A 21533-nucleotide genomic window follows, 5' to 3' on the forward strand; every position below is an offset into this window, starting at 1 on the left:
CTGCCGCCCAGCGCTGCATGCCGACGTGGATCGGTTCGGTATGTGTTTGAAAACCGGCTTGCCGATAGGAACCCGCAGCCCAGCTCAGAAACCGCGAAACCGGATTTTAGAAATCCACCCCACGCTGGGCCTTGATTCCGGCCTTGAAGGGATGCTTTTCCTCGTTCATCTCGGTCACCAGATCGGCGTAATCCCGCAGCGTCTGTGGCGCGTCGCGGCCCGTCAGGAAGACACTTGTCTTGTCAGATCTGGCGCGCAGACCCTCTAAAACAGTGTCTACTGAAAGGTATTCGTAGCGTAGTGCGATGTTGATCTCATCCAAAACGACCAGATCATATTCGCCGCTGGCCATCAGATCACAGGCTTTACCAAAAGCCGCCGTGGCCGCCGCGATGTCACGTTCCCGGTCTTGAGTATCCCAGGTGAAGCCTTCTCCCATGGTGTGCCAGGTTACCAGATCATGATCTTCGAAAAAGCGTCGCTCGCCGGTTTTCCACTTGCCTTTGATGAACTGCACCACGGCCACTTTCTGACCCCAGCCCAGGGCGCGGATCACCACCCCGAAGGCGGCCGAAGACTTGCCTTTGCCCTTGCCGGTATTGATCAGCACAAGGCCCCGCCCGGGATCTGTCGCCTCGGACACTTTCTTGCGGTGCTTGGCCTGCACCTTTTGCATCTTTTCCTTGTGATCCTGCGCGTCGCTCATGGGGTACCTTCTGTGATTGTCCGGCTCAACCTAAGCGAAGTTTGCGAAAGGTAAAGTCATGGCTTGTGATCAGACAACGACTGGGCTTTGCTACGTTCCAGCCCAAGCTGATGCTCGCGCCATATGACCACGATGTTCCCTGCGATCACCAGTGCGGCACCGATCAGGATGGCTATTGTGGGCAATTCGTCGAACCAGACATATCCGATGACGATGGCAAACAGCATCGACGTATAATCGTAAGGGGCAAGCATCGAGGCCTGCCCGAAGCGATAGGCCGAGGTGACCAGAATCTGAGCGACCCCTCCGACAAGGCCCATTGTAATCAGTATTAGAGCCTGATTCAGTGTCGGCATGGTCCACCCCCAAAACGCTGTCAGGGCCGACAACAAAGTGGCGGTCACCGAAAAGTAGAACGCAATCGCAGCGGGATGGTCGACTTTGACCAATTGCCGGATGTGGATTTGCACAAAAGCACGGGCCATGGTCGCGCACAGCACGCACAGCGCGCCTATAGTTGCAGTCATCTCCATCTGGGTGCTGCCGAGCCGGGGCCAGATCATGATCAGAACCCCAAGAAGCCCCAGAACCACGGCACCGATTCGGATCATGCGAATGCGTTCACCCAGCATCACGGCTGCCAGGATCAGGGTGAAGATCGGGGTGGCATAACCTATGGCCGTAACCTCGGGCAGAGGCAGCAGGCTAAGACCGGTAAAGGTCAATCCCATGGCGCTTGTGCCCATTAGGCCGCGCCAGAAATGGCCCATAGGTTTCTGGACAACAAAGCCTTGCGCCAGCTCTCCGCGCCAGATCAGCCAGGCGATGATGACCGGAATGGCAAAGAGTGAGCGAAAGAAAACCAGCTCACCTGACGGGAAATCCTCGGACAGGGCTTTGACCAGCGCCGACATCGAAGTGAACAGCATCAAAGCCGTCAGTTTCAATCCCACGGCAAGCATGGGTCGATGCGATGTTAACAATTTTGCCATTGGCCGCGAACCTGCGCCTTCGCGGCGAAAAGATCAACGACAGGATTGTACCAATCAGGTGGATTTCCAGCCATCAGGGACGCGGTGGCCGATTTCTTCCGCGAAAGCCTCAAGGAACCCAAGCATTTGTGTCACGCGTTTGATCGCCAGATCCCGCCCGCCTCTGGTGAGCATGTCTGCTGGCAAATCCAGCAGTTTGACCCTCCAATGATCGAGCCCAAACGTCAGGTCATCCAGCGCGCGGGATTCGGCGAAAGGATCCTCAAGATCATAGAGCGTTCGACCCAAGGCGCCGGTGACAACAAAGCAGCGGGCAATGCCGATTGCGCCCAGCGCATCCAGCCGATCCGCATCGCGGAGGATGCGGGCCTCTGGCGAGTGTGGTGGGATTTTGGCTGAGTAACTATGCGCCTCAATTGCGTGTTGCACCGAATGCAGCGATGCGGCATCAAAACCCAAATCCCTCAAAATACGCTCTGATTCCCGAGCGGATTTACGAGACGCGAGATGGCGATCCGGATCGTTTTTCGGCAAATTTACCAGATCGTGCAGATAGCAAGCGGCCACAAGGACCCGCATGTCAGCCTGTTCGTCTGCAATGGCCTGAGCATTGTGCCAGACGCGGTCCAGGTGCGCCATATCATGCGCCGGATCGGTCTCCATCCGCTGCGCAACAATGGCGCGTAAGCGGGTGAGCAGATCAGCCGATATGTCCACGGTTCTCGCCAATCTGACCGCGATGCAGCAGCAGGTGGTCCAGGATTACGCAGGCCATCATCGCCTCGCCCACAGGGACCGCGCGGATGCCGACGCAGGGGTCGTGACGGCCTTTGGTGATGATCTCGGTTTCTTCACCGGATTTGGTGATGGTCTTGCGCGTGGTCAGAATCGACGAGGTTGGTTTGACCGCAAAGCGCACAACGATGTCCTGCCCGGTCGAGATACCGCCCAGAATGCCCCCCGCATGGTTCGAGCTGTATTGCGGGCCGTTCTGGCCCATGAAAATCTCGTCCGCATTGGCTTCACCGGTCAGTTCGGCGGCAGCCATGCCTTCACCGATTTCAACGCCTTTGACCGCGTTGATCGACATCATCGCGGCGGCCAGATCAGTGTCTAACTTGGCATATACGGGCGCGCCGATTCCGGCGGGGACGCCGCGCGCGACCACTTCGACCACCGCCCCGACCGAGTTGCCGGACTTGCGCAGGTCGTCCAGATAGGTGGCCCACTCGTCGGCCGCTTGCGCGTCGGGGGTCCAGAACGGGTTCTGTTCGATCTGCGACCAGTCGAAGTTATTGCGGTCGATCTTATGCGGCCCGATCTGGGTCATGTAGCCGGTGATCTGCACATTGGGTGCGATCTGTTTGATCGCCTCACGCGCCAGCCCGCCTGCAGCCACGCGCGATGCGGTTTCACGGGCCGAGCTGCGCCCGCCGCCGCGATAGTCGCGGATGCCGTATTTTTGCCAGTAGGTGATGTCGGCATGGCCCGGGCGGAACTTGTCCATGATATCGCCGTAGTCTTTCGAGCGCTGGTCCGTGTTCTCGATCATCAGCTGCACTGGGGTGCCGGTGGTCTGACCTTCGAATACGCCGGACAGGATTTTCACCTGATCGGGTTCGCGACGCTGGGTGGTGAACTTGTTTTGCCCCGGTTTACGCTTATCCAGCCAGTGCTGGATCATGCCCTCGTCGATTGCGACGCCCGGAGGGCATCCGTCGACGGTGGCGCCCAAAGCGGGGCCGTGGCTTTCACCCCAGGTTGTGACGCGGAAGAGGTGTCCAAAGCTGTTCATCGACATGGGGCGTGCTCCTTTGAGCGATGTGATTAGCCTTGTGGGCCTTTGGCCTCAAGCGGATTTGCGTTTGGAGGTCGGGGAGGGGGCGCTGCCCCCGTCGCGCAAGCGCGACTCCCCCGAGGTATTTTTGAACAGAAGAAGGATCAGGCGGCCTTCAGGTTTTGCCGGGTTTTTGTGATGCCGAGCGCGGCTTGGGCGGCTTCGCGGCCCTTTTGCACGAAATGCTCGCAGTAGATGGCGTTGTGGTGGTCGGTTTCCTGATACTGGTGCGGGGTCAGCGAGACAGACAGAACCGGAATGCCGGTATCCATCCCGGCGCGCATCAGGCCATCGACCACGGCTTGTGCGACGAAGTCATGCCGATAGATCCCGCCGTCCACGACGAAGGCGGCACAGGCGACGGCGGCGTATTGGCCCGTTTGGGCCAGGTCGCGGGCAATCAGCGGCATTTCAAACGCGCCGGGGACATCGAAGATATCGACCTGCTCGGCCGGGATGAGTTCCAGGAACCCATCGAGCGCGCGGTCGACGATGTCGGAATGCCAGTTGGCTTTGACAAAAGCATAGCGGGTGTGTGTCATCATGATCTCCTTTCAATTCGGTGGCCTGCTGGCGGTCGCGAAAACCGGTTCCCACTTTTCGCTGCCAGCCCGGCATGACACGTCACCCAAGGCGATCACGAGCAAGCACGCCCTTTCCTGGGCGCGTTGCACGTTCTCTTTCATCCGGACTGTAACCGTCGGCTCTGGCTTCTCACCAGATCTGCTGACACCCCGGATCAGCCGGGGCCGCTCGCGGGCTTACGGGTCGGTGCCCGCATACCGCCGGTGGGGAATTCCGCCCCGCCCTGAGAACGAGCGAACCTTGCCAAGAACCGGTCCCCTCTGCAAGAGATTTGGCAGGAGGTTTCACATGCATCCAAATCCTTCATTTCGTGCGGAAGACCGCGACCGCCATATCGAGTTTGCCCGTGACCGCGCGTTTGGCGTATTGGCGCTGTCGACCAGTAAGGCGCCTTTGCTGAGCCATGTGCCGTTTCTGCTGTCCGAGGATGGCGCGGTGGCCGAATTGCATCTGGTGCGTTCGAACCCGATTGTGCGGGCGCTGCGCATGCCGCAACGGGCCAAACTCGCGGTGCAAGGACCGGACGGATATATCTCGCCCGACTGGTATGGGGCCGAAGATCAGGTGCCGACATGGAATTATGTGGCAGTGCATCTGGTCGGGTATTTGGAGCTGCGCCCGCAAGAGGAATTGCTTGATCTGCTGAACCGGCAATCGGCATTCTATGAACAGCGATTGTTGCCCAAGCCACCGTGGGTCACAAACAAGATGTCAGAAGAGGCCCTGGCGCGGATGATGCGCATGATTGTGCCTTGCCGGATGCAGGTGGATGACATCCAGGGGACCTGGAAGTTGGGCCAAAACAAGACAGAGGCCATGCGGTTGCGTGCGGCAGATCAGCTTGCTGAAGATGGGTTTGGAATGGATGTATCCGGATTGCAGGCGTTGATGCGTTCGGCTGATAGCGAGAATTGACGGGTTTCGTTCCGGCCACCGTATTGTAAGGTCGGCGCAAAAAGGGAGCGTGCACATGAAACTCTATTACAGTCCGACTTCACCTTATGTGCGTAAAGTCGTGGTGGTGCTTCACGAAACCGGTCAGCTGCAGGATGTTGAACAGGAAACCGTTGCAGGCACGCCGGTTTCACCCGCCGCGCCGTTGATTGGTACGGCACCGCTGACCAAGGTCCCGGCCCTTGAGCGCCCGGATGGTCCGACCTTGTTCGACAGCCGGGTGATCTGTGCGTTTCTGGATGACCGCGCCAATGCCGGGCTTTATCCCAAAGGTCCGCGGCGCTGGGATGTCCTGACCCTTGAGGCGCTGGCCGATGGCATTCTGGATGCCGCCTTGCTGATGACCTATGAAAGCCGTTTGCGCCCCAAAGACAAGCAATGGGACGAGTGGGTGGAGTCTCAGTGGGTCAAGGTCGAGCGGGCCTGCGCCGCGCTGAACCAGCGTTGGATGGCCCATTTGTCCGGTTCTTTGGATATGGGGCAGGTGGCTGTCGGGTGCGCGCTTGGTTATCTTGATCTGCGCCATGACGCCCGGGGCTGGCGCAATGGGAATGAGGCACTGGCCGCGTGGTTCGCTGAGTTTGGTGAGCGGCCCAGTATGGTTGCGACCCGCCCACCCAGTTGAGTTAAGCCCCCCACTGGCGGCATATCCCCGGGGCGTATTTCAATTATTGGGTACTGAACGTGGCCAGGTAAGCTGCGATGTCATCCGCGCCTTTCTTGAGCTTGACCGACATGTTCGGTCGGGCGGTCTCGTCGCCAAGATATTCCCTGATGAACGTGATCGGGTCTTTCGAGTAGTCGGCGACGTTGTCTTCGGTCCAGACAAGGCCTTCCTCGCCCGCGCGGATCATGTCGTCGGTGAACATTCCAATGGGTAAGCGCTCGCTTCCATAGCGATAGTCGTTTTCAGACCCAGCGACACGACCGATTACGCCATATAGATTCGGTCCGGTGACGCCGCCTTTGACCAATACCTCGCCATCTTTGATGATCGCATGACAGGAAGAACAGCGTTTGTAGAGTTTTTCGCCTTTGGCCGGATCCCCGGCGGCTACGGCCTGAGACGACACGGCCAGTGCGAGGGTCAGTATTGGGGCATAGAGCTTTGGCATGAGGAACGTCCTGCTGAGGTTGCGGTTTCACAGGGGCTTCGGGCATTCCCGTTAAAAGTGCAATCGAAATCAGATGCATCTAACGCACTGTAAAATATCTATTTTTGCCTAATATTTTACAGAGATCGAAATCGCGCCAAAGTGGAAAATTGCGTGGCAAAATCTGGTCAGGACTATGCCGCCTGCGCGTCTTTGGCACGTATAGGGAGGCCAGAATCGGGGCGGTGTGTTCCAACTGTGCGCCCGAACCGAATCACATGGGCCCGAGTCGGCGGCAATCGTCGAATTGTGACGTCAAACCCTGCGTTTATCTTGAATTTTTGGCCCTCTGTTGTGACATGAATGCCCAGATGCGGCGTAGTGCGCGCCTATGACCGCTGGACGAACCGATTTCTCCCGGATAGATAGCCGCGATGAGACGCCGCTTTGATGCGGTGCTGATGCATGTTTGCCCGGATCATCCCCGGGCGCCGGAATCGGAGAAAACCTCGTGTCCCACGCAGAAGACCACGAAGGCACCCGCAGAGATTTCCTCTACTACGTCGCAGGCGGCGCAGGAGTCGTTGCGACGGGTGCAGCCGTATGGCCCCTGATCAACCAAATGAACCCCTCGGCAGACGTTCAGGCGCTGTCCTCGATTCGTCAGGATGTCAGCGGGGTCGAGCCGGGCACGCAGTTGACCGTCAAATGGCTGGGCAAGCCCGTCTTTATCCGCCACCGCACAGGTGCCGAGATTGCCGAAGCGCAACAGCAGGATGAAGAAGCGATAGGTGATCTGCCCGATCCGCTGGCCCGCAATGCCAACATCAATGCCGATGCTCCGGCAACCGATGCAAACCGCGTTCTGCCTTCGCCCGAAGGTGAGGCCCCCGGTGCATGGATCGTTCAGATGGGCGTTTGCACCCACCTGGGTTGCGTGCCTTTGGGTGATGCCGGTGACTTTGGCGGCTGGTTCTGCCCTTGCCACGGCTCGCACTATGACCTGGCTGGCCGTATCCGCAAAGGCCCCGCGCCTGAAAACCTTCCGATCCCGCCCGTTGAGTGGGTCGACGCAACAACCATCAAGCTCGGCTAAGGGAGACCCAGCATATGTCCGGAATTCCCCACGATCATTACGAGCCGAAGACGAACGGCGAAAAGTGGCTGAACAGCCGCCTGCCCATCGTCGGCTTGCTGTATGACACCCTGATGATCCCGACCCCCAAGAACCTGAACTGGTGGTGGATCTGGGGCATCGTCCTGGCGTTCTGCCTGGCGCTGCAAATCGTCACCGGTATCGTTCTGGTGATGCACTACACTCCGCATGTTGATCTGGCCTTCGCCAGCATCGAGCACATCATGCGTAACGTGAACGGCGGCTATATGCTGCGGTATCTGCACATGAACGGCGCGTCGCTGTTCTTCGTTGCGGTGTACATCCACATCTTCCGTGGCCTGTTCTACGGTTCGTACAAAGCCCCGCGTGAGATCACGTGGATCATCGGGATGCTGATTTACCTGATGATGATGGGCACCGCCTTCATGGGCTACGTTCTGCCCTGGGGTCAGATGTCCTTCTGGGGTGCGACTGTGATCACCGGCCTGTTTGGCGCGATCCCATTTGTAGGTGACGCGATCCAGACCTGGCTGCTGGGCGGACCCGCAGTGGACAACGCCACGCTTAACCGCTTCTTCTCGCTGCACTATCTGCTGCCGTTCGTAATCGCAGCGCTGGTGATCGTGCATATCTGGGCCTTCCACACCACCGGCAACAACAACCCCACGGGTGTTGAAGTGCGCCGTGGCTCGAAAGCCGAGGCTGAGAAAGACACGCTGCCGTTCTGGCCCTACTTCGTGATCAAGGACCTGTTCGCATTGGCCGTGATCCTGGTTGTGTTCTGGGCGGTTGTCGGCTTCATGCCGAACTATCTGGGCCACCCGGACAACTACATCGAGGCCAACCCGCTGGTTACACCTGCACATATCGTGCCCGAATGGTACTTCCTGCCGTTCTACGCGATCCTGCGGGCCTTCACCGGTGAGGTCTGGGTCGTTCAGTTCGCCAGCTTCATCACTGGTGGCATCATCGACGCCAAGTTCTTTGGTGTGATCGCGATGTTCGGTGCGATCCTGGCCATGGCTCTGGCGCCTTGGCTGGACACCTCAAGCGTGCGGTCGGGCAAGTATCGCCCGATGTTCAAATGGTGGTTCTATCTGTTGGTCATCGACTTCTTTGCCCTGATGTGGCTGGGTGCGATGCCTGCCGAGGAGCCCTATGCGACCTTCTCGCTGATCGCGTCCGCCTACTGGTTCGCCTATTTCTTCGTGATCCTGCCGATCCTCGGTGTGATCGAGAAACCTCTGGCCCAGCCCGAGACCATCGAAGAAGACTTCAACGCGCATTATGGCAAGGCTGACGCCGACGCCACGCCGGCCGAGTAAGAAGAGGGACCGGAAACATGTTCAAGAAACTTGCAATCGGTGCCGCGTTTGCCATCGCTCTGACCCCTGCTGCGTCTTTCGCAGCAGGTGGCGGCGAGCAGCATATCGAGGACTTCCACTTCTCATTCGAAGGGCCATTCGGTACCTGGGACCAAGGCCAGCTGCAACGTGGACTTCAGATCTACACCGAGGTCTGTGCAGCCTGCCACGGCCTGCAATATGTACCTCTGCGTGATCTGGAAGCGCTGGGCTATTCGGAAGAAGAAGTCATCGCCTATTCGGCGGCCAACTTTGAAGTGTTCGATCCCGAGTTGGACGATTTCCGCCCGGCGATCCCAACCGACCACTTCCCAGCCAACACGGGTGTTGGCGCACCGGACCTGAGCCTGATGGCCAAGGCGCGCGCGGGCTTCCACGGCCCTTACGGTCTGGGCATCAACCAGCTGATCAAAGGCATGGGCGGTGCAGAGTATATCGCTTCGTTGCTGGACGGCTATACCGGTAAGGAAAAGGAAGAAGCGGGTACGATTCTGTACGAAAACACCGCCTTCCCCGGTGGCTGGATTTCGATGGCACCGCCGCTGTCCGAAGATCAGGTGGAATTCGCCGATGGCCATCCGGCCACGGTTGAGGCGATGTCGGAAGATGTCTCTGCGTTCCTGATGTGGGCAGCCGAACCCAAGATGATGGATCGCAAGAATGCCGGTTTTGTCGGCGTGATCTTCCTGACCGTTTTGTCGGTGCTGCTATATCTGGTCAACAAGCGCTTGTGGGCCGGTGTGAAGGGCAGAAAAGACTAAGCTACCGGTCTTTGTGAAATTGAACCTCCGCGCCTAACGGTTGCGGGGGTTTTTCTTTCTGAAGGTGTAAGAGGGGCCAGCCCCTCTTGGCCTACGGCCAATTCACCCCGGGATATTTTTAGCCAGATGAAGAGTGGATTAGGCCAGCAATTGGGTGCCGGTGGTTTCGGTGATGGTGGCCATCACGATTTGCCCTTCGGGTTGGGGGGCGTCGAAGGCGACTTCGGTAAACTGTTCTGTCCTGCCCATATGCGGGTTCTCCATCAGGATGTGATGGGTTTTTCCGATCTGCGCTGTTAGGTGCTTGGTTACCTGAGCCTCTCCGGCGGCACGCAGTCGGGCGGCGCGGGCTTTTACAGTCTTTCCATCCACTTGCTGCGGAATTCGGGCCGCTGGCGTGCCCTGGCGCTTGGAATAAGGAAAGACGTGCAGCCAGGTCAGATCACAGTCCGTGACCAGTTTTAGCGAGTTTTCGAAATGGGCTTCGTCCTCGGTCGGGAAACCTGCGATGATGTCGGCGCCGAAGGTCATGTCGGGGCGCAGTTTGCGGGCTTCTTCTGTGAACCGGATCGCGTCATCCCTCAGGTGGCGGCGTTTCATGCGCTTCAGGATCAGGTCATCCCCGTGTTGCAGCGATAGGTGCAAATGAGGCATCAGGCGCGATTCTGTTGCGATGGCCTGCATCAGGTTCTCATCTACCTCAATGGAGTCGATCGAACTGATGCGCAGGCGCGGCAGGTCTGGCACCAGCTTCAGGATGCGCATAACCAGATCGCCCAGCTTGGGTTGCGCCGGCAGGTCCGCGCCCCACGATGTCAGGTCGACGCCCGTCAGCACTACCTCATTATACTCCCGGTCCACCAATCGTTTGATCTGATCCACGACCACGCCCGCCGGTACGCTGCGCGAGTTACCGCGGCCATAGGGGATGATGCAGAAGGTACAGCGGTGATCACAGCCGTTCTGGACCTGCACATAGGCGCGCGAGCGGGTGCCAAACCCATCGATCAAGTGTCCGGCGGTTTCAGTGACGGACATGATATCATCGACCTGCACCGCCTCGGTCTGGCCTATGAAATCCGCTGCCATGCCCTTCCATGTCTCGGGCCGCATCTTTTCGGTGTTGCCGATGACGGCATCAACCTCGTCCATTGCAGCGAATGTCTGAGGCTCTGTCTGCGCTGCGCAACCGGTAACAATCAGGCGCGCGTCCGGGTTTTCGCGCCGCAGCTTGCGAATCTCCTGACGGGCTTTGCGGACAGCCTCGGCGGTGACAGCGCAGGTGTTCACGACCACCGCGTCCTGCAGACCTGCCTGAGTAGACAGCTCTTTCATCGCCTCGGTTTCATAGGCGTTCAGGCGGCAACCCAAAGTGGTGAATTTGGGTGCCGTCATTCCAAGGACCCCAGAAATTCCGGCGTCAGTGTGCCGGAGAAAACATGGCGCGTCGGCCCGGTCATCCAGACTCCATCTTCGCGCCAGTCAACCCAGATGGTGCCGCCGTCCAGCTCGATCTGCACCTTGCGCCCCGTCAGGCCCCGTCTAGCGGCTGCAACGGCCGTTGCGCAGGAGGATGAGCCCGAGGCAAGCGTGATCCCAACGCCCCGTTCCCAGACGCGCATTCGGATTTGATCGGGGCCAACAATCTGAGCGATCTGAACATTTGTGCGCTCAGGATACAGCGGATGGTGTTCGTATCGTGAACCGAACTCCTCCAACGGGATCGCCTCGGCATTTTCCACAAAAAAGGTGCAGTGTGGATTGCCCATGCCTGTCGCCGTTGGCCCACCCTCAATTGGCAGTTCCAGAGTCTCCATCGACTCTGCCAGCGGGATATCCTGCCATTCCAACTGAGGCTGCCCCATATTGACCGAGGTCAGGCCATTGCCAGCGTCCCGCGCCAAAAGCCTTCCACGGCCTGTGGTGAGCGTCAGGGCGTCCTTGCCCTTCTCGTCCATCAGGAATCGGGCGATGCATCGCGTGGCGTTTCCACAGGCAGCAGAGGTCGAACCATCCGCGTTGTAGAATACAAGATGCGCGTCGGCATCGCCGTTCTCGATCACGGCCAACTGATCAAAGCCGACGCCGAAATGCCGATGCCCGATCCCTTTGGCCAGTGCCGGAGTGATCCTCACCGGATGCGCCCGCGCGTCCACAATGACAAAGTCATTGCCCAGTCCGTGCATCTTCATGAACGGTAAATCGGAATGAGGTATCTGTTGCATGGCGGGCATATAACGTTGCTCGGGACATGAATCCACCCTGCCTGAAAGATTCCCTAAAAAAGGGGTTGACCCCCCCGCGCCACCTGCCTAATTAGGCCGCCTATCGGGATGCCGGGCCTGAGTTCGGGGCTGGCGAAACGAGGTGTAAAATAAGGTCTTGAACCCGATTGGGAATATGCCTTACAGAGCGCCATGGATCACCAAGATCCGACAAAAGAGTGGGCCGTTAGCTCAGTTGGTAGAGCAACTGACTTTTAATCAGTGGGTCGCAGGTTCGAATCCTGCACGGCTCACCACTTTTTTAAATGAAAACAAATACTTATTCGGAGCCGTGTAGAGTGCGCTTCGTGACGTGCGGTTTGCCGGAAGCAATACGGAAGCACTGTGACCAAGATTGAAGTGTGCTTATTGGATCACAACAGGATAGCGCGGTGGCAGCTCACTGACACGGGTGTGCAATCTCCCGGACAAACTCAAGCGGGACTTGAGCGGGTCAAGCCACCAAGTTGACCTTCGCTGCACTGGCAAGACAGACCTTTGCCTACTTCAATTTTGGCCGATGCTGTCGTTGGCTACTTTAGTAACGCCTTTTCAGTGTTGGTGTGGGTAAAGCCAAAAGGCCATGAGGCGTGTAAATCTTGGCATAATGACGTATGTCATCAGGATTACTACGATGGCTACTGCAATTCCATTTGCCAATACTGTTGGAACTGCTCCGAATTCCGGAACGTACCCAAGTACGGCATGCACCAGTAATATCGTTGGAAATAGTGCGACGTATGTTGTTATGGCCATCTTGTAAGCTGGCGGCCTCGTCTCTGCATTGACTGAGACAGGCAAGGTAAACCACGTTTCCAGCCCAGTCAGCCAGGTCCGCTGAGGTTCGCCTTCCGTAAACTCATCAGCGGCTGCAACGAGACGTAGGTGATCGTCAGATGCATCCCAGGTATGTAAATGTTCATCGCTGTCGAAGGTACAGATCACTCGATATGCTGGCTGATGCGGTGGTGTCGGTCGAACGACATGGACACTGTTGATCCCGGGAGCGTTGCGCATCGCATCAGTAATATCACGGATCGCAGATTCAAGTTGATGTTCTTTGCCAGTTTTTGGCACTCGATCGATGATTTTCGTTGCGCCCTCACTGGGGCGATTGCCAGCGTCATCGCTCACCATTTCCAGTCTCCTCAATAGCTTTGCCACCTCGGTGTCACCGCATTTGACAGCAGTTCGATCCAATCTTCAAAACAATATGAAGAAGGAGGTGGGAAAGTCGGCCACCAAGCGGACCTTCGCTGCGTTAGCAATATCGATCACCTCAAATGGCAACTTTGATGCGGCAGGTGACTTTGCGAAGCCACGCTATTGTTGCTGGTCGACCATGCAATCCGATTTCCAAATGCTAGTGTGTCTCCTCATTCCGAGAATGAAACTACCGAGAGACCTGTTCCAGACGACTTGCAATTTTGAGGCGAGAACCACAGGTTGCTTGGAGGCATGCTAAAAGGTGAATACGTGGGCGAAGCGAAGCGGCGGCGACAAGCGGAAAAACGCGCGGAGGCGTTTGCAAAACCAATAAAGCGTGCGCGTTTTAACGTCCTGACGATGGGAACTCGACGATCAGAGACGGCGTTTATGTCCGAAGAAGTTTCTTGGTGGGCGTCAGAAGGGGATGAACTGCTGGGCCTGATTGCCCGCGACACAACCGACGATGATTATCTTTGGATGGTTCTTGCCCGCGACAAAATAGGACGATTTCGTTGCGCTTCGCTGGAAACCGACTTTCGCGACCAAGGTCATGCAGAGAAGATGCTGCGGGTCGAGATGATGGAGATCATTGAAAAGGGCGAAATTGCCGAATTTGGTGAGCAAGGCGATGAAACGAACAGTCCTCTCGACCCGTTCGATATTCCTGCTAATCTTTCCGATGATAAGCTGCATCCGTATTTTAAGATGCTTGCAGAGGAACCTGGCCGCGCACCAGCGCGGAAGGTGATTACAGAGCTGGCTCTCTGGCTTGCTCCGCAAGACCCGCATTTTGTGCGGGAATTCCAAACGTTGGGATTTGATCAAAGACTATGGGAACTCTTTCTTTGGTGTGCATTTCGAGAGTTTTTCTTGGATGTAGAGCAGTTAGAAGCGCCTGATTTCCGCTGTCGCAGCCACTTGGTTGATTTTACAGTTGAAGCAACCACTGTCGCACCATCGGAGAATGGTATTCTAAAGGACCATCCGAACCCTAAAACACCTGAAGAACATGAGGCGTTTCTACGAGATTACATGCCTATGAAGTTTGGCGGTCCACTGACCAGTAAACTGAACAAGACCAACAAGGACGGTCAGCGTTATTGGGAACGCGAGGAAAGTAAGGGCAAGCCATTTGCGATAGCAATCGCAGATTTTCATAAGATGGCTGACAAAGAAGAACTTGGCCCGATGACATATACCCAGTCTGCGCTTTGGCAGTATCTCTATGGTTCGCGGGTGACTTGGCGTTTCGAAGAAGACCAACTGATCATCGACAGCCATGAGATAGGCGAGCACGAGTACAACGGCAAAAAGATTCCTTCGGGTTTCTTTGACCTGCCTGATGCTGAGAACGTATCTGCGGTGATCTTCTCAAATGCAGGTACCCTCGCAAAGTTCGACCGCATGGGTGTTGCGGCGGGCTATGGTGCGGAGGGTTACGGCTATTTTCGGGTTGGATTGAAGCCCAACCCCGATCCAAATGCTGTTGTTGGCGAGGCGTTTAGCGTAAACGTATCCGACCCGGATTATACAGAGTATTGGACACAAGAAATTCAGGTGTTTCACAATCCAAATGCGAAGTATCGCTTGCCGTTCGATGCCTTGCTTGGGGCGACACATCACTACTTCGAGGACGGGCAACTCCAAAGCCACTCACCAAATGATGCTGTGTTGAGTTCCTTCTCAATGCTGTTCAAATATGTGGGCGGCGAGGGTGAAGAATCGGAGACTGTCGCAATCTGAGGGGCGCGCATCAAATCACAATTCGTCCGGCGCTACTTGTTAGCGCAAAATTCGCTTGGGAATGGGTTTGCGGTCTAGTGTGCTTGCGAAGGGTCTTCAAAAAAAAACAGACAGCTCTATCCGCCCTCTGGCCAAACACCAACTGGCGCCGAATGTCCGGTTTCCGCGGTTCACGACGTGCCGCACTTACAAAAGACCGAAGTGTGATCGACGGCAGCTCAGGGCTCAAAATGAGGGCATGACCATAATTCCGTCACAAACTCATCTACAGGATTGAACAAAAGTTTTCTATCTAGAATCGCTAAAGAGGCAACCGTGATATTCCCCAAAATAGTAGCAGGCGATTTTGAAGGCAGCGTCGAAATCAAAATTGGTGTTCTATGGTCTGGCCCAAAGGCCAGTAAGTTCAAAGGATTCCGGCTACAACCTGGCATCCAGTATACGCCGTCCGACTTGAGGCGAGTGATTTATCTGTCTGACGAAAGCTCCAAATCATTCCTAAGCGGGGCTGCACGTGGTGTCGCTGGTGGTTTATTGCTCGGAGGTGTGGGCGCCGTCGCTGGTGTTTTATCCGCCGGTAGCAAAACAAAAGTAATCAACTACGGCGTTGAACTCGCTGACGGAAAGAAGTTCATCATGGCACAAGCACCAAACAACAAGCTCGTAATGTGCATGATCGCTTATGCGAAAGAGCAAGGCATTTATGAACACGATCTTGGGTTTTGATTGCGGACTGCTATACTTAATCTCGAAGAGATAGCGTCTAGACGGCATACTGCAACGCAGCATTTAGATGGTTAAGTAATGGCGGCAATGGGCTCAACTGCCCAAATGGACACAGCACAAATGAATGCGGTTGCTCGCCCGTGGTTTACGCAATGAACCGATATCTGTTCTTGGCTTCATGCAGCTTGTTTGCAGCGCGCTCAAGGTCAGCCTGTATGTTCTCTGCGAGCTTGCCTCCAACACTTTCCATGAAATCACTCAACTCATTTTCCTGAATGTCTTCAAGTGCGGCCAGTGTAATTCCAAGGCCTGCCAGTTGCGCCGTTATTAACCTAACTTGCTCATGACGATGTACGTGCTTGACGCTTGTTGCATCGACGTGGCTGCGCATTTCCAACAGGTCTTCCTCTGATGATCCAGCAACCAAGTCCCACATTTTATGGTTTGACCAACGCGCGCGGTTGCCATCGTCAGGATCAGGTTCGCAGTATCGTATTTTCTTTAGCGCCTCGGCAATGACATCCCCAAACATCGCATCGAACTGAGGCCATGTCCTGATCTGCCAACGATCCTTGAGCAAGTCCTTCCCGGCGCGCACCTCAACACGCCAAACGCGGCTCTGAGACGGATCAGAAGGGTCTAAAGGGGTTAAACCATCTCGCTCTAGGTTGGTGTTCCAGATATCCCACCAGATCGGCTTTTTCTTGTCGATCACTTCGCGACGCTTGTCATAGATGATGACCTGCCGTCCCGGCATTTTACCGACCGTGACGGATGTGAACTGACCAGATTTACCGTTGCTGCGTATATCATCTTGAGCAGTGAGATAGTCAGCGCGGTTGGTATGACTGTGAATGACGAAGTTTTCCGGAACCAGTTCGAATTCCGGTGCGAGGATATCAACGCAGAAATCCGCACGACCGATACTAACTTGATGCGACTGAAAGCGGATTCCAAGCCTTGTTAGGGTCTTGTCAATGTAGGAACGCGCGTATCCGAGCCCTTGTGTCGCAAGAAGCGTTGACCCTACAGAAACCCGAATGCCCCAAGGGTCGCGTGCATTTGGTTTCTTGAAAGACCAATGTACATCCAAAGGGCCACCTTTGAGGATAAAGCGATACCCGTTGCCACCATGGGGCAACAAGTCAAAGTCTGCGCCGCCGTAACTGAATGCAACAGGGTGTCGCTCTTCTTCGGCTCTTTCTCGTTCGGCGTTCAGCAGGTCAAACAGTTCCTGAGAGATATTCGCTTGAATCGAAAGTGCGATAGTGTCGAAGCCTCGATGTACAACGTGCATTTTTTGGTCTCCTTGGGTTTCAGTATTTCCAGAGGGGGGTGCTACAATCACCCCCCTCTTTCGGCGGATACCGCGCGATTTTGTTGAGGTTGGGAAAAGGGGCGGGCGCTGGCGCGCCCTTCGATAGTGCCTCCGGCGGGGCAGCTATTATTTTGGGGCCGGGCTGAACGCCCGGCGGATATCATTGGCTGGCTGCGGCCTGTTTCCGGGAAATCCAATTCTCTGCACGTTCCGCGCATTTGGCAACGTTGAGAAGGTCACTGTGAGAAAATGCGCTGGTGGTGCGCCAGTCACCTTCCCCGTTCTTGTAGGACCGTGAGATATCGACGGAAAAGAAACCGTCATTGTCCCAGATCGTTGCGGTAATAAGCCCGATTTTGAATTTGAATGCGGGTTGCTGTGTCATGATGAACTCCTTGTTTGAACCGTTTGGCAGACACAAAAAGGGCGCGAGGTGGCGACACCCCGCGCCCCAAGAGCCATTCGGCCCCAAAATCCCGCTCAGCGCTGCCAACTCTGAGCGGGCAAAACTCGAATATCAGGAAGGTGCAGCGCTGGTATTGGCGACCCGCTTTTCAGCAATCCACTTTTGCAGATCGCGGCGCGTGTAGCGGACAGAGCGACCGGAGACTTTTACGAACATCGGCCCACCGCCTCGGACGCGCCAGTTCTGCAAGGCACGCACGGAGTAGCAAAGATAGTTGGCGGCTTCTTTTTCGTCGATAAGCCGGTCGAAGTAGTCAGGATCAATCTGTGCTTGCATGGTCGCCTCGCTGCATTTCGTTTCGTTGCAACCAGAATGCAGCGTAGGCGCGGACTATTCTAATGTCATATATGGCTCAAAATCTGTCCATTTTTGACATCCTCTATTTCTTAAGGCCAAACACGCGGAATGTCGTATTCCCGATAGTGTGCGATGACGGGAATTTGTGGCTCTGATCCGCCCAGAAGAATGCATATAGAAAGCTAAAGAAATCGCTTTTATAGGGCTGGTCTTCGTCTAGTTCGTCGTAGCGATAAGTCTCCATCGGGTTGCGTCCGGTGTAGTGCAGGAAGACCTTCGCGAGTTGTTGGATCGTTTCTTCCAAACTTTCATTTTGTTTCGGTCTGGCGCGCGGACGCTTGTGCTGTTCCAGTGCCTCACCGATCAGGAACTGAATCTTCGGCAATTTTTCTTGAACGTCATCTACGAGATGTTCGCTGTAGCCAAGACCTTCGTGATCAGAACCCAAAGAGTCTTCAAAGTAGTTTTCCGGCTCGTTACCCATACCCACCTCGTCAAACTCCCATTGGATAGAGGGTGGCAGGTTTGAAAGCTGCTCCAGCAAAGAACTGATGGTCTTGTCCAGCTTGCCGTAGATCGCTTTGCGCTCTTTCGCTGACAGTGGTGCTATCCGTCGGGGTTTGGGATGGTAGTGCTGAGCAATCCAACCAATGTCCGCAACAAACCCTTCCGCGATTGGCAAGGGGAGTTGCATCTGCTTCCACATGTTTTCGAAATCCAATTCGCTTTTCTTGTTCTGACTATCCAGCATAAACCCTGAGCCTGCAATTTTATCTAACGTATGGTTGCTGTCTGGTGCCCTATGTAACGTAACCTATACGTAGAGCGCTCAATCCCTTGCTGCTTTCCCTATGTAAGGTAACGTTACAGAACAACCTGCAGTGCTGCGGTTCCTTTATTTAAGGCCGCGAACGCTTAGTTTCTTGAGCACGGTTTTTGAGGTGTGCCGCATTGCTCAAAAAAGTTGGTGGTGGAAAAGCACCGTAAGAAAAGGGAACACACCTTCATGGTCCCCTTTTCTTATTGCTGTTTGGAAGACTTAACCAGTCACGCCGATTTGCGGACAGTTCTTCGTCTGCATGGCCTGCGTGATGGCGTCGTAGTTACCTTTGGCTGCCGCCAATTGGTCGGCGTGATCCTGTGTCGCCGCCATAGCCAACGCGGCAGGCCAGAACAGAACCAGCGTCACGCCTGTAATGACTGCGTCATCCGTAGCAGCTTTCTTTTGGTCTGCCGTCAACTTGTTTACGTTGCTTGCAATTTGGTTGCGCTCGGCGTGCAACTGCTGGCATGAGCGCCCATCGAAGATTGCCGGGCTAACATATGTGGCACCGACCTTATCCGGCGACTGCGCGCAGGCAGCTACGAACGGTAAGAGAGAAACAAAAGCTAGAAACCTACGCATGAAATACTCCTTTACATACATGCGGTTACCGTCGGGTTAGCGCCATGGGAATGAGGCTTTAGCATGGCGACCTCTGTCCTTTTTGATGTCCTGATGGATGCTGCCAGCGGATGTTATTGCGTGCTGGAACTCAAGCGGGGTTTTTAACCCCGCGTTTGCAAGGATGAGACAGAATGAAGTGCCAATTCACCTTGGTCGAAACACTTACCGCGAAGTTCATCCAACAACTCTTAGAGGTGCGGACCGTGCGTCCTTGCGCACCGCACGTGCCAATCGCGCTGCCACTGATCCTGCTGCTCGTTGCACCGCATCATCTGCCAGATGCGCATAGCGCAGGGTTGTGGTTAGATTCTTGTGACCCATGATCTCTTTCAATGTAAACGGATCGATCCCGTCTTTCATTGCCACAGATGCGTATGTGTGCCTGAGATCGTGTATACGGACATCTTCTAATCCTGCTGCCCTACGTATACGCCGCCAAGGCTTTTGCAGGTTGTTGAGTGGCCCGGTCTCCGACTCGCCTAATATGACGTAAGGGTTTCCCGGTTGCCGGGGCAGGTCCATCAGGATGTCATAGGCTTCCCTCGGCAGGGGTATGCGCCGCCGTCCGGTCTTGCTGTCCGGCAATTCCAGATGGTGCGACGTAACATAGTCCCAGCGCAGTGTCAGAATCTCGCTGAGGCGGCACCCGGTGTAAATCAGCAACAAGAGTGCCGACCCCACGTAAACGGTCTCTGTACCGGCTTCCAACGCCTCTGCTAGCACTTCGCCAAGCCGTATCTGTTCCGCGTCGGACAGGTAGCGTTTCTTTTCTTCTTCGCGAAACTTCTTGATCCGGCGCGCGGGGTTCGATCCCGGTTGCCGCAATCCCCAATCCTCGGCCAGATTGAACAGCTTCGACAACATCGCCGCAGCCCGGTTGGCCTGATAAGGCGTTTCGCGCAATCCGTGATGGAATGCCACCACATCGGCGCGGGTAACTTCTGCAATCGGGATGGGGCCAAGCTTGGGGCGGATGAACCGGCGAATAACACTGTGATAGTCGCGGGCAGTGGTCGGCTTGCAATGCTGACCGACATATTCCTCAAGGAATCGGTCACAGAGACCCGCCACGGTTGGCGCGCGCCGTTTGGCCTGTCTCTCGGCGGAAGGGTCCGACCCGCGCGCCACGTCGCCCAGAAGCTGCTTTGCTCGTGTCCGCGCTTCCTCGGCTGTCAGGACGCCATGCTGCCCGATGGTGATCCGCCGTGTTCGGCGTCCGGCGCGGTACTGAACCAGATATGTCTTTTTGCCGGAAGGATAGACCCGCAGCCCAAAGCCGCGCATGTCCCGGTCCCAGACAAGGTATTCTTTGGCTTCTACAGCAAGCCCCTCTACAGCGCGTTTGGTCAGTTTGAACATATCCAGAACACTCCTTGCTTCCGGCCTGCTTCCGGAAGCTATACGGAAGCAAATGGCGGCGAATTCTGGAGTAAGTCATGAATTCAAGGCGCAGCGGCGGTCAACTTAAATTACTGTTTTTGCTTCATTTTTGTCAGTGTGGCGAAATCTGGCGAAATGCGGAGAAATGGCTCTGGCCGTTCTTTTAATTAGTGGGTCGCAGGTTCGAATCCTGCACGGCTCACCACTTTATTTTTGATAAAACCGAATGGGCGCGGTTGGCGTAGTATACCGCCGAAATCACTGCCGGGCTTTTGCCGTCCTGAACAGCAGTAGAAATACGAAAACCGATCCGATCGAAGTGGTCACGATTCCGACCGGCAGTTCCTGTGGCGCGAGCAACAGCCGGCTCAGGATGTCCGAGCCTGTCAGTAACGCGGCACCGACAATCGCGGCTGTGGGTAGCAAGCGGTTGTGGAGGGGGCCCGCGATTCCGCGTGCGATATGGGGCACCATCAAACCAACAAACCCGATTACACCAGCCACTGACACAAAGGCTGCTGTTGCAAGGGCTGCCGCGAAGAACATTCCGAACCTCAGGCCTTGCACGGGCACACCTAGCGTGGACGCAGTCAGGTCACCGGTCAGAAGGGCGTCGAGCCAGCGGCTGCGGTAAAGCGAATATGACAAGATCAGCGCCAGACCGGCACAAACCAATGGGAACGTCTCCCACCGGGCGAGGCCGAGGCCGCCCAGCATCCAGAAAATGACCGAATGTGCGGCCCTGTTGTCGCCCGCGAAGATCAGATAATTGGTGATGGCTGAAAACAGAAATGAAACGGCGAGCCCTGCGAGGATCAGCTTTTCGGGCGCGCTGGTCCGCAGCCCGTGAACCAGCGCCAGCACGATCCCCGACGCGACGAGACCCCCGCAAAAGGCCGCTATTGGCAATGTCCAGAACCCGAGGATGTCGCCGGTTACCGTAATCACAAATACGGCTCCGGCGGCCGCGCCCGAGGACAGACCGAACAGAAAGGGGTCAGCCAGATCGTTGCGCGTGGTGGTCTGCAGAACAACGCCCACAATGCCCAGCCCAGCTCCAATCACGGCGGCGAACAGGGCACGCGGCAAGCGCAGATCAAAGACAATACGGTGGAGGGGCGACATCTCTCCGTCCGTCAGGCCCGTGCCCAAAAGGAACGCATCGAACGCGTCAGAGGTGGGGATGGGCGTCGTGCCGTAGACGGTTGAGATCAGCAAGAGGGCGACCAGAACGGCCGCCCCCAGCAGGAGTGTCAGGCCAAAACGGCCCATA

General features: G+C 56.1%; 23 protein-coding genes, 1 tRNA gene and 1 riboswitch. Of the genes, 8 read left to right on the plus strand and 16 right to left on the minus strand.

The window, feature by feature from the left end; all coding sequences use genetic code 11:
- Positions 1–106: 106 nt before the first annotated feature.
- From cobO to ACP0GE_RS12410, 5 genes are all read right to left on the minus strand, one after another.
- Positions 107–706, minus strand: coding sequence for a cob(I)yrinic acid a,c-diamide adenosyltransferase (gene cobO, locus ACP0GE_RS12390; protein WP_424832248.1), 600 nt, complete (start codon positions 704–706; stop codon positions 107–109).
- A 56-nt stretch (positions 707–762) separates the two neighbouring features.
- Positions 763–1698: a DMT family transporter gene (locus tag ACP0GE_RS12395; RefSeq protein ID WP_424832249.1), complete on the minus strand. Its 936-nt coding sequence runs from the start codon at positions 1696–1698 to the stop codon at positions 763–765.
- Positions 1699–1752: 54 nt separating this feature from the next.
- Positions 1753–2415 (minus strand): HD domain-containing protein, encoded by a 663-nt coding sequence (locus ACP0GE_RS12400; RefSeq protein WP_424832250.1) that lies wholly within the window; start codon positions 2413–2415, stop codon positions 1753–1755.
- Positions 2399–3499: a chorismate synthase gene (gene aroC / locus ACP0GE_RS12405; protein WP_424832251.1), complete on the minus strand. Its 1101-nt coding sequence runs from the start codon at positions 3497–3499 to the stop codon at positions 2399–2401. The genes ACP0GE_RS12400 and aroC overlap by 17 nt, the downstream gene beginning before the upstream one ends.
- Positions 3500–3639: 140 nt before the next feature.
- Positions 3640–4077, minus strand: coding sequence for a 6,7-dimethyl-8-ribityllumazine synthase (locus ACP0GE_RS12410; RefSeq protein WP_424832252.1), 438 nt, complete (start codon positions 4075–4077; stop codon positions 3640–3642).
- Positions 4078–4205: 128 nt separating this feature from the next.
- Positions 4206–4355: riboswitch (FMN riboswitch) on the minus strand.
- Between the two features lie 53 nt (positions 4356–4408).
- On the opposite strand from ACP0GE_RS12410, the gene ACP0GE_RS12415 reads away from it, so the two are divergent.
- Both ACP0GE_RS12415 and ACP0GE_RS12420 read left to right on the plus strand, forming a co-directional pair.
- On the plus strand, positions 4409–5035 hold the full coding sequence (locus tag ACP0GE_RS12415; RefSeq protein WP_424832253.1) for an FMN-binding negative transcriptional regulator: 627 nt from the start codon (positions 4409–4411) through the stop codon (positions 5033–5035).
- Between the two features lie 55 nt (positions 5036–5090).
- Positions 5091–5699 (plus strand): glutathione S-transferase, encoded by a 609-nt coding sequence (locus tag ACP0GE_RS12420; RefSeq protein ID WP_424832254.1) that lies wholly within the window; start codon positions 5091–5093, stop codon positions 5697–5699.
- A 43-nt stretch (positions 5700–5742) separates the two neighbouring features.
- Here the strand turns inward: ACP0GE_RS12420 and ACP0GE_RS12425 are convergent, their stop codons facing one another.
- A complete protein-coding gene (locus tag ACP0GE_RS12425) occupies positions 5743–6189 on the minus strand; it encodes a c-type cytochrome (protein ID WP_424832255.1) in 447 nt (148 codons plus the stop codon).
- Between the two features lie 490 nt (positions 6190–6679).
- Here ACP0GE_RS12425 and petA point away from each other — a divergent pair, with 490 nt between their 5' ends.
- From petA to ACP0GE_RS12440, 3 genes are read left to right on the plus strand one after another with little or no spacing between them, the layout of a single operon-like run.
- Positions 6680–7264, plus strand: coding sequence for a ubiquinol-cytochrome c reductase iron-sulfur subunit (petA, locus tag ACP0GE_RS12430; protein ID WP_424832256.1), 585 nt, complete (start codon positions 6680–6682; stop codon positions 7262–7264).
- A gap of 14 nt (positions 7265–7278) precedes the next feature.
- A complete protein-coding gene (gene petB / locus ACP0GE_RS12435) occupies positions 7279–8610 on the plus strand; it encodes a cytochrome b (RefSeq protein ID WP_424832257.1) in 1332 nt (443 codons plus the stop codon).
- A gap of 17 nt (positions 8611–8627) precedes the next feature.
- On the plus strand, positions 8628–9410 hold the full coding sequence (locus ACP0GE_RS12440) for a cytochrome c1 (protein ID WP_424832258.1): 783 nt from the start codon (positions 8628–8630) through the stop codon (positions 9408–9410).
- A gap of 138 nt (positions 9411–9548) precedes the next feature.
- Here the strand turns inward: ACP0GE_RS12440 and mtaB are convergent, their stop codons facing one another.
- Together mtaB and dapF are read right to left on the minus strand one after the other, a co-directional pair.
- Positions 9549–10805 (minus strand): tRNA (N(6)-L-threonylcarbamoyladenosine(37)-C(2))-methylthiotransferase MtaB, encoded by a 1257-nt coding sequence (gene mtaB / locus ACP0GE_RS12445; RefSeq protein ID WP_424832259.1) that lies wholly within the window; start codon positions 10803–10805, stop codon positions 9549–9551.
- Entirely contained in the window at positions 10802–11644 is an 843-nt protein-coding gene (gene dapF, locus ACP0GE_RS12450; RefSeq protein WP_424832260.1) for a diaminopimelate epimerase, read from the minus strand. The genes mtaB and dapF overlap by 4 nt, the downstream gene beginning before the upstream one ends.
- Positions 11645–11855: 211 nt before the next feature.
- Between dapF and ACP0GE_RS12455 the strand changes: the two genes are divergently transcribed.
- A tRNA-Lys gene (locus tag ACP0GE_RS12455) sits at positions 11856–11931 on the plus strand.
- Between the two features lie 295 nt (positions 11932–12226).
- Here the strand turns inward: ACP0GE_RS12455 and ACP0GE_RS12460 are convergent.
- Positions 12227–12811, minus strand: coding sequence for an antibiotic biosynthesis monooxygenase (locus ACP0GE_RS12460; RefSeq protein WP_424832261.1), 585 nt, complete (start codon positions 12809–12811; stop codon positions 12227–12229).
- 321 nt (positions 12812–13132) lie between these two features.
- On the opposite strand from ACP0GE_RS12460, the gene ACP0GE_RS12465 reads away from it, so the two are divergent.
- Both ACP0GE_RS12465 and ACP0GE_RS12470 read left to right on the plus strand, forming a co-directional pair.
- Positions 13133–14626, plus strand: a complete 1494-nt coding sequence (locus ACP0GE_RS12465) for a hypothetical protein (protein WP_424832262.1) — start codon at positions 13133–13135, stop codon at positions 14624–14626.
- Positions 14627–14941: 315 nt separating this feature from the next.
- Positions 14942–15352, plus strand: a complete 411-nt coding sequence (locus tag ACP0GE_RS12470; RefSeq protein ID WP_424832263.1) for a hypothetical protein — start codon at positions 14942–14944, stop codon at positions 15350–15352.
- A gap of 145 nt (positions 15353–15497) precedes the next feature.
- Here ACP0GE_RS12470 and ACP0GE_RS12475 read toward each other — a convergent pair whose 3' ends face one another.
- The 7 genes from ACP0GE_RS12475 to ACP0GE_RS12505 all read right to left on the minus strand — a co-directional run bounded on the left by ACP0GE_RS12475 (position 15498) and on the right by ACP0GE_RS12505 (position 21532).
- The gene (locus tag ACP0GE_RS12475; protein WP_424832264.1) at positions 15498–16649 is read right to left on the minus strand and encodes a hypothetical protein; all 1152 of its coding nucleotides are present in this window, start codon (positions 16647–16649) and stop codon (positions 15498–15500) included.
- Between the two features lie 181 nt (positions 16650–16830).
- The gene (locus tag ACP0GE_RS12480; RefSeq protein ID WP_424832265.1) at positions 16831–17055 is read right to left on the minus strand and encodes a hypothetical protein; all 225 of its coding nucleotides are present in this window, start codon (positions 17053–17055) and stop codon (positions 16831–16833) included.
- Positions 17056–17187: 132 nt separating this feature from the next.
- Entirely contained in the window at positions 17188–17412 is a 225-nt protein-coding gene (locus tag ACP0GE_RS12485; RefSeq protein ID WP_117871481.1) for a helix-turn-helix transcriptional regulator, read from the minus strand.
- 103 nt (positions 17413–17515) lie between these two features.
- Positions 17516–18184 (minus strand): hypothetical protein, encoded by a 669-nt coding sequence (locus ACP0GE_RS12490; RefSeq protein WP_424832266.1) that lies wholly within the window; start codon positions 18182–18184, stop codon positions 17516–17518.
- A 288-nt stretch (positions 18185–18472) separates the two neighbouring features.
- The gene (locus ACP0GE_RS12495; protein WP_424832267.1) at positions 18473–18838 is read right to left on the minus strand and encodes a hypothetical protein; all 366 of its coding nucleotides are present in this window, start codon (positions 18836–18838) and stop codon (positions 18473–18475) included.
- Between the two features lie 216 nt (positions 18839–19054).
- Positions 19055–20239, minus strand: coding sequence for a tyrosine-type recombinase/integrase (locus ACP0GE_RS12500; RefSeq protein ID WP_424832268.1), 1185 nt, complete (start codon positions 20237–20239; stop codon positions 19055–19057).
- A 279-nt stretch (positions 20240–20518) separates the two neighbouring features.
- A complete protein-coding gene (locus tag ACP0GE_RS12505; protein WP_424832269.1) occupies positions 20519–21532 on the minus strand; it encodes a FecCD family ABC transporter permease in 1014 nt (337 codons plus the stop codon).
- Position 21533: the final 1 nt, after the last annotated feature.

The sequence above is a fragment of the Ruegeria sp. genome, from assembly GCF_965243365.1.
GTDB lineage: Bacteria > Pseudomonadota > Alphaproteobacteria > Rhodobacterales > Rhodobacteraceae > Ruegeria.

Excerpts from the sequence above, each read along its gene's own strand:
- cobO (WP_424832248.1), bottom strand. The coding sequence starts at position 706 with ATGAGCGACGCGCAGGATCACAAGGAAAAGATGCAAAAGGTGCAGGCC.
- ACP0GE_RS12395 (WP_424832249.1), bottom strand. The coding sequence starts at position 1,698 with ATGGCAAAATTGTTAACATCGCATCGACCCATGCTTGCCGTGGGATTG.
- aroC (WP_424832251.1), bottom strand. The coding sequence starts at position 3,499 with ATGTCGATGAACAGCTTTGGACACCTCTTCCGCGTCACAACCTGGGGT.
- ACP0GE_RS12410 (WP_424832252.1), bottom strand. The coding sequence starts at position 4,077 with ATGACACACACCCGCTATGCTTTTGTCAAAGCCAACTGGCATTCCGAC.
- ACP0GE_RS12415 (WP_424832253.1), top strand. The coding sequence starts at position 4,409 with ATGCATCCAAATCCTTCATTTCGTGCGGAAGACCGCGACCGCCATATC.
- ACP0GE_RS12420 (WP_424832254.1), top strand. The coding sequence starts at position 5,091 with ATGAAACTCTATTACAGTCCGACTTCACCTTATGTGCGTAAAGTCGTG.
- ACP0GE_RS12425 (WP_424832255.1), bottom strand. The coding sequence starts at position 6,189 with ATGCCAAAGCTCTATGCCCCAATACTGACCCTCGCACTGGCCGTGTCG.
- petB (WP_424832257.1), top strand. The coding sequence starts at position 7,279 with ATGTCCGGAATTCCCCACGATCATTACGAGCCGAAGACGAACGGCGAA.
- ACP0GE_RS12440 (WP_424832258.1), top strand. The coding sequence starts at position 8,628 with ATGTTCAAGAAACTTGCAATCGGTGCCGCGTTTGCCATCGCTCTGACC.
- mtaB (WP_424832259.1), bottom strand. The coding sequence starts at position 10,805 with ATGACGGCACCCAAATTCACCACTTTGGGTTGCCGCCTGAACGCCTAT.
- dapF (WP_424832260.1), bottom strand. The coding sequence starts at position 11,644 with ATGCCCGCCATGCAACAGATACCTCATTCCGATTTACCGTTCATGAAG.
- ACP0GE_RS12460 (WP_424832261.1), bottom strand. The coding sequence starts at position 12,811 with ATGGTGAGCGATGACGCTGGCAATCGCCCCAGTGAGGGCGCAACGAAA.
- ACP0GE_RS12465 (WP_424832262.1), top strand. The coding sequence starts at position 13,133 with ATGCTAAAAGGTGAATACGTGGGCGAAGCGAAGCGGCGGCGACAAGCG.
- ACP0GE_RS12475 (WP_424832264.1), bottom strand. The coding sequence starts at position 16,649 with ATGCACGTTGTACATCGAGGCTTCGACACTATCGCACTTTCGATTCAA.
- ACP0GE_RS12480 (WP_424832265.1), bottom strand. The coding sequence starts at position 17,055 with ATGACACAGCAACCCGCATTCAAATTCAAAATCGGGCTTATTACCGCA.
- ACP0GE_RS12485 (WP_117871481.1), bottom strand. The coding sequence starts at position 17,412 with ATGCAAGCACAGATTGATCCTGACTACTTCGACCGGCTTATCGACGAA.
- ACP0GE_RS12490 (WP_424832266.1), bottom strand. The coding sequence starts at position 18,184 with ATGCTGGATAGTCAGAACAAGAAAAGCGAATTGGATTTCGAAAACATG.
- ACP0GE_RS12495 (WP_424832267.1), bottom strand. The coding sequence starts at position 18,838 with ATGCGTAGGTTTCTAGCTTTTGTTTCTCTCTTACCGTTCGTAGCTGCC.
- ACP0GE_RS12500 (WP_424832268.1), bottom strand. The coding sequence starts at position 20,239 with ATGTTCAAACTGACCAAACGCGCTGTAGAGGGGCTTGCTGTAGAAGCC.
- ACP0GE_RS12505 (WP_424832269.1), bottom strand. The coding sequence starts at position 21,532 with ATGGGCCGTTTTGGCCTGACACTCCTGCTGGGGGCGGCCGTTCTGGTC.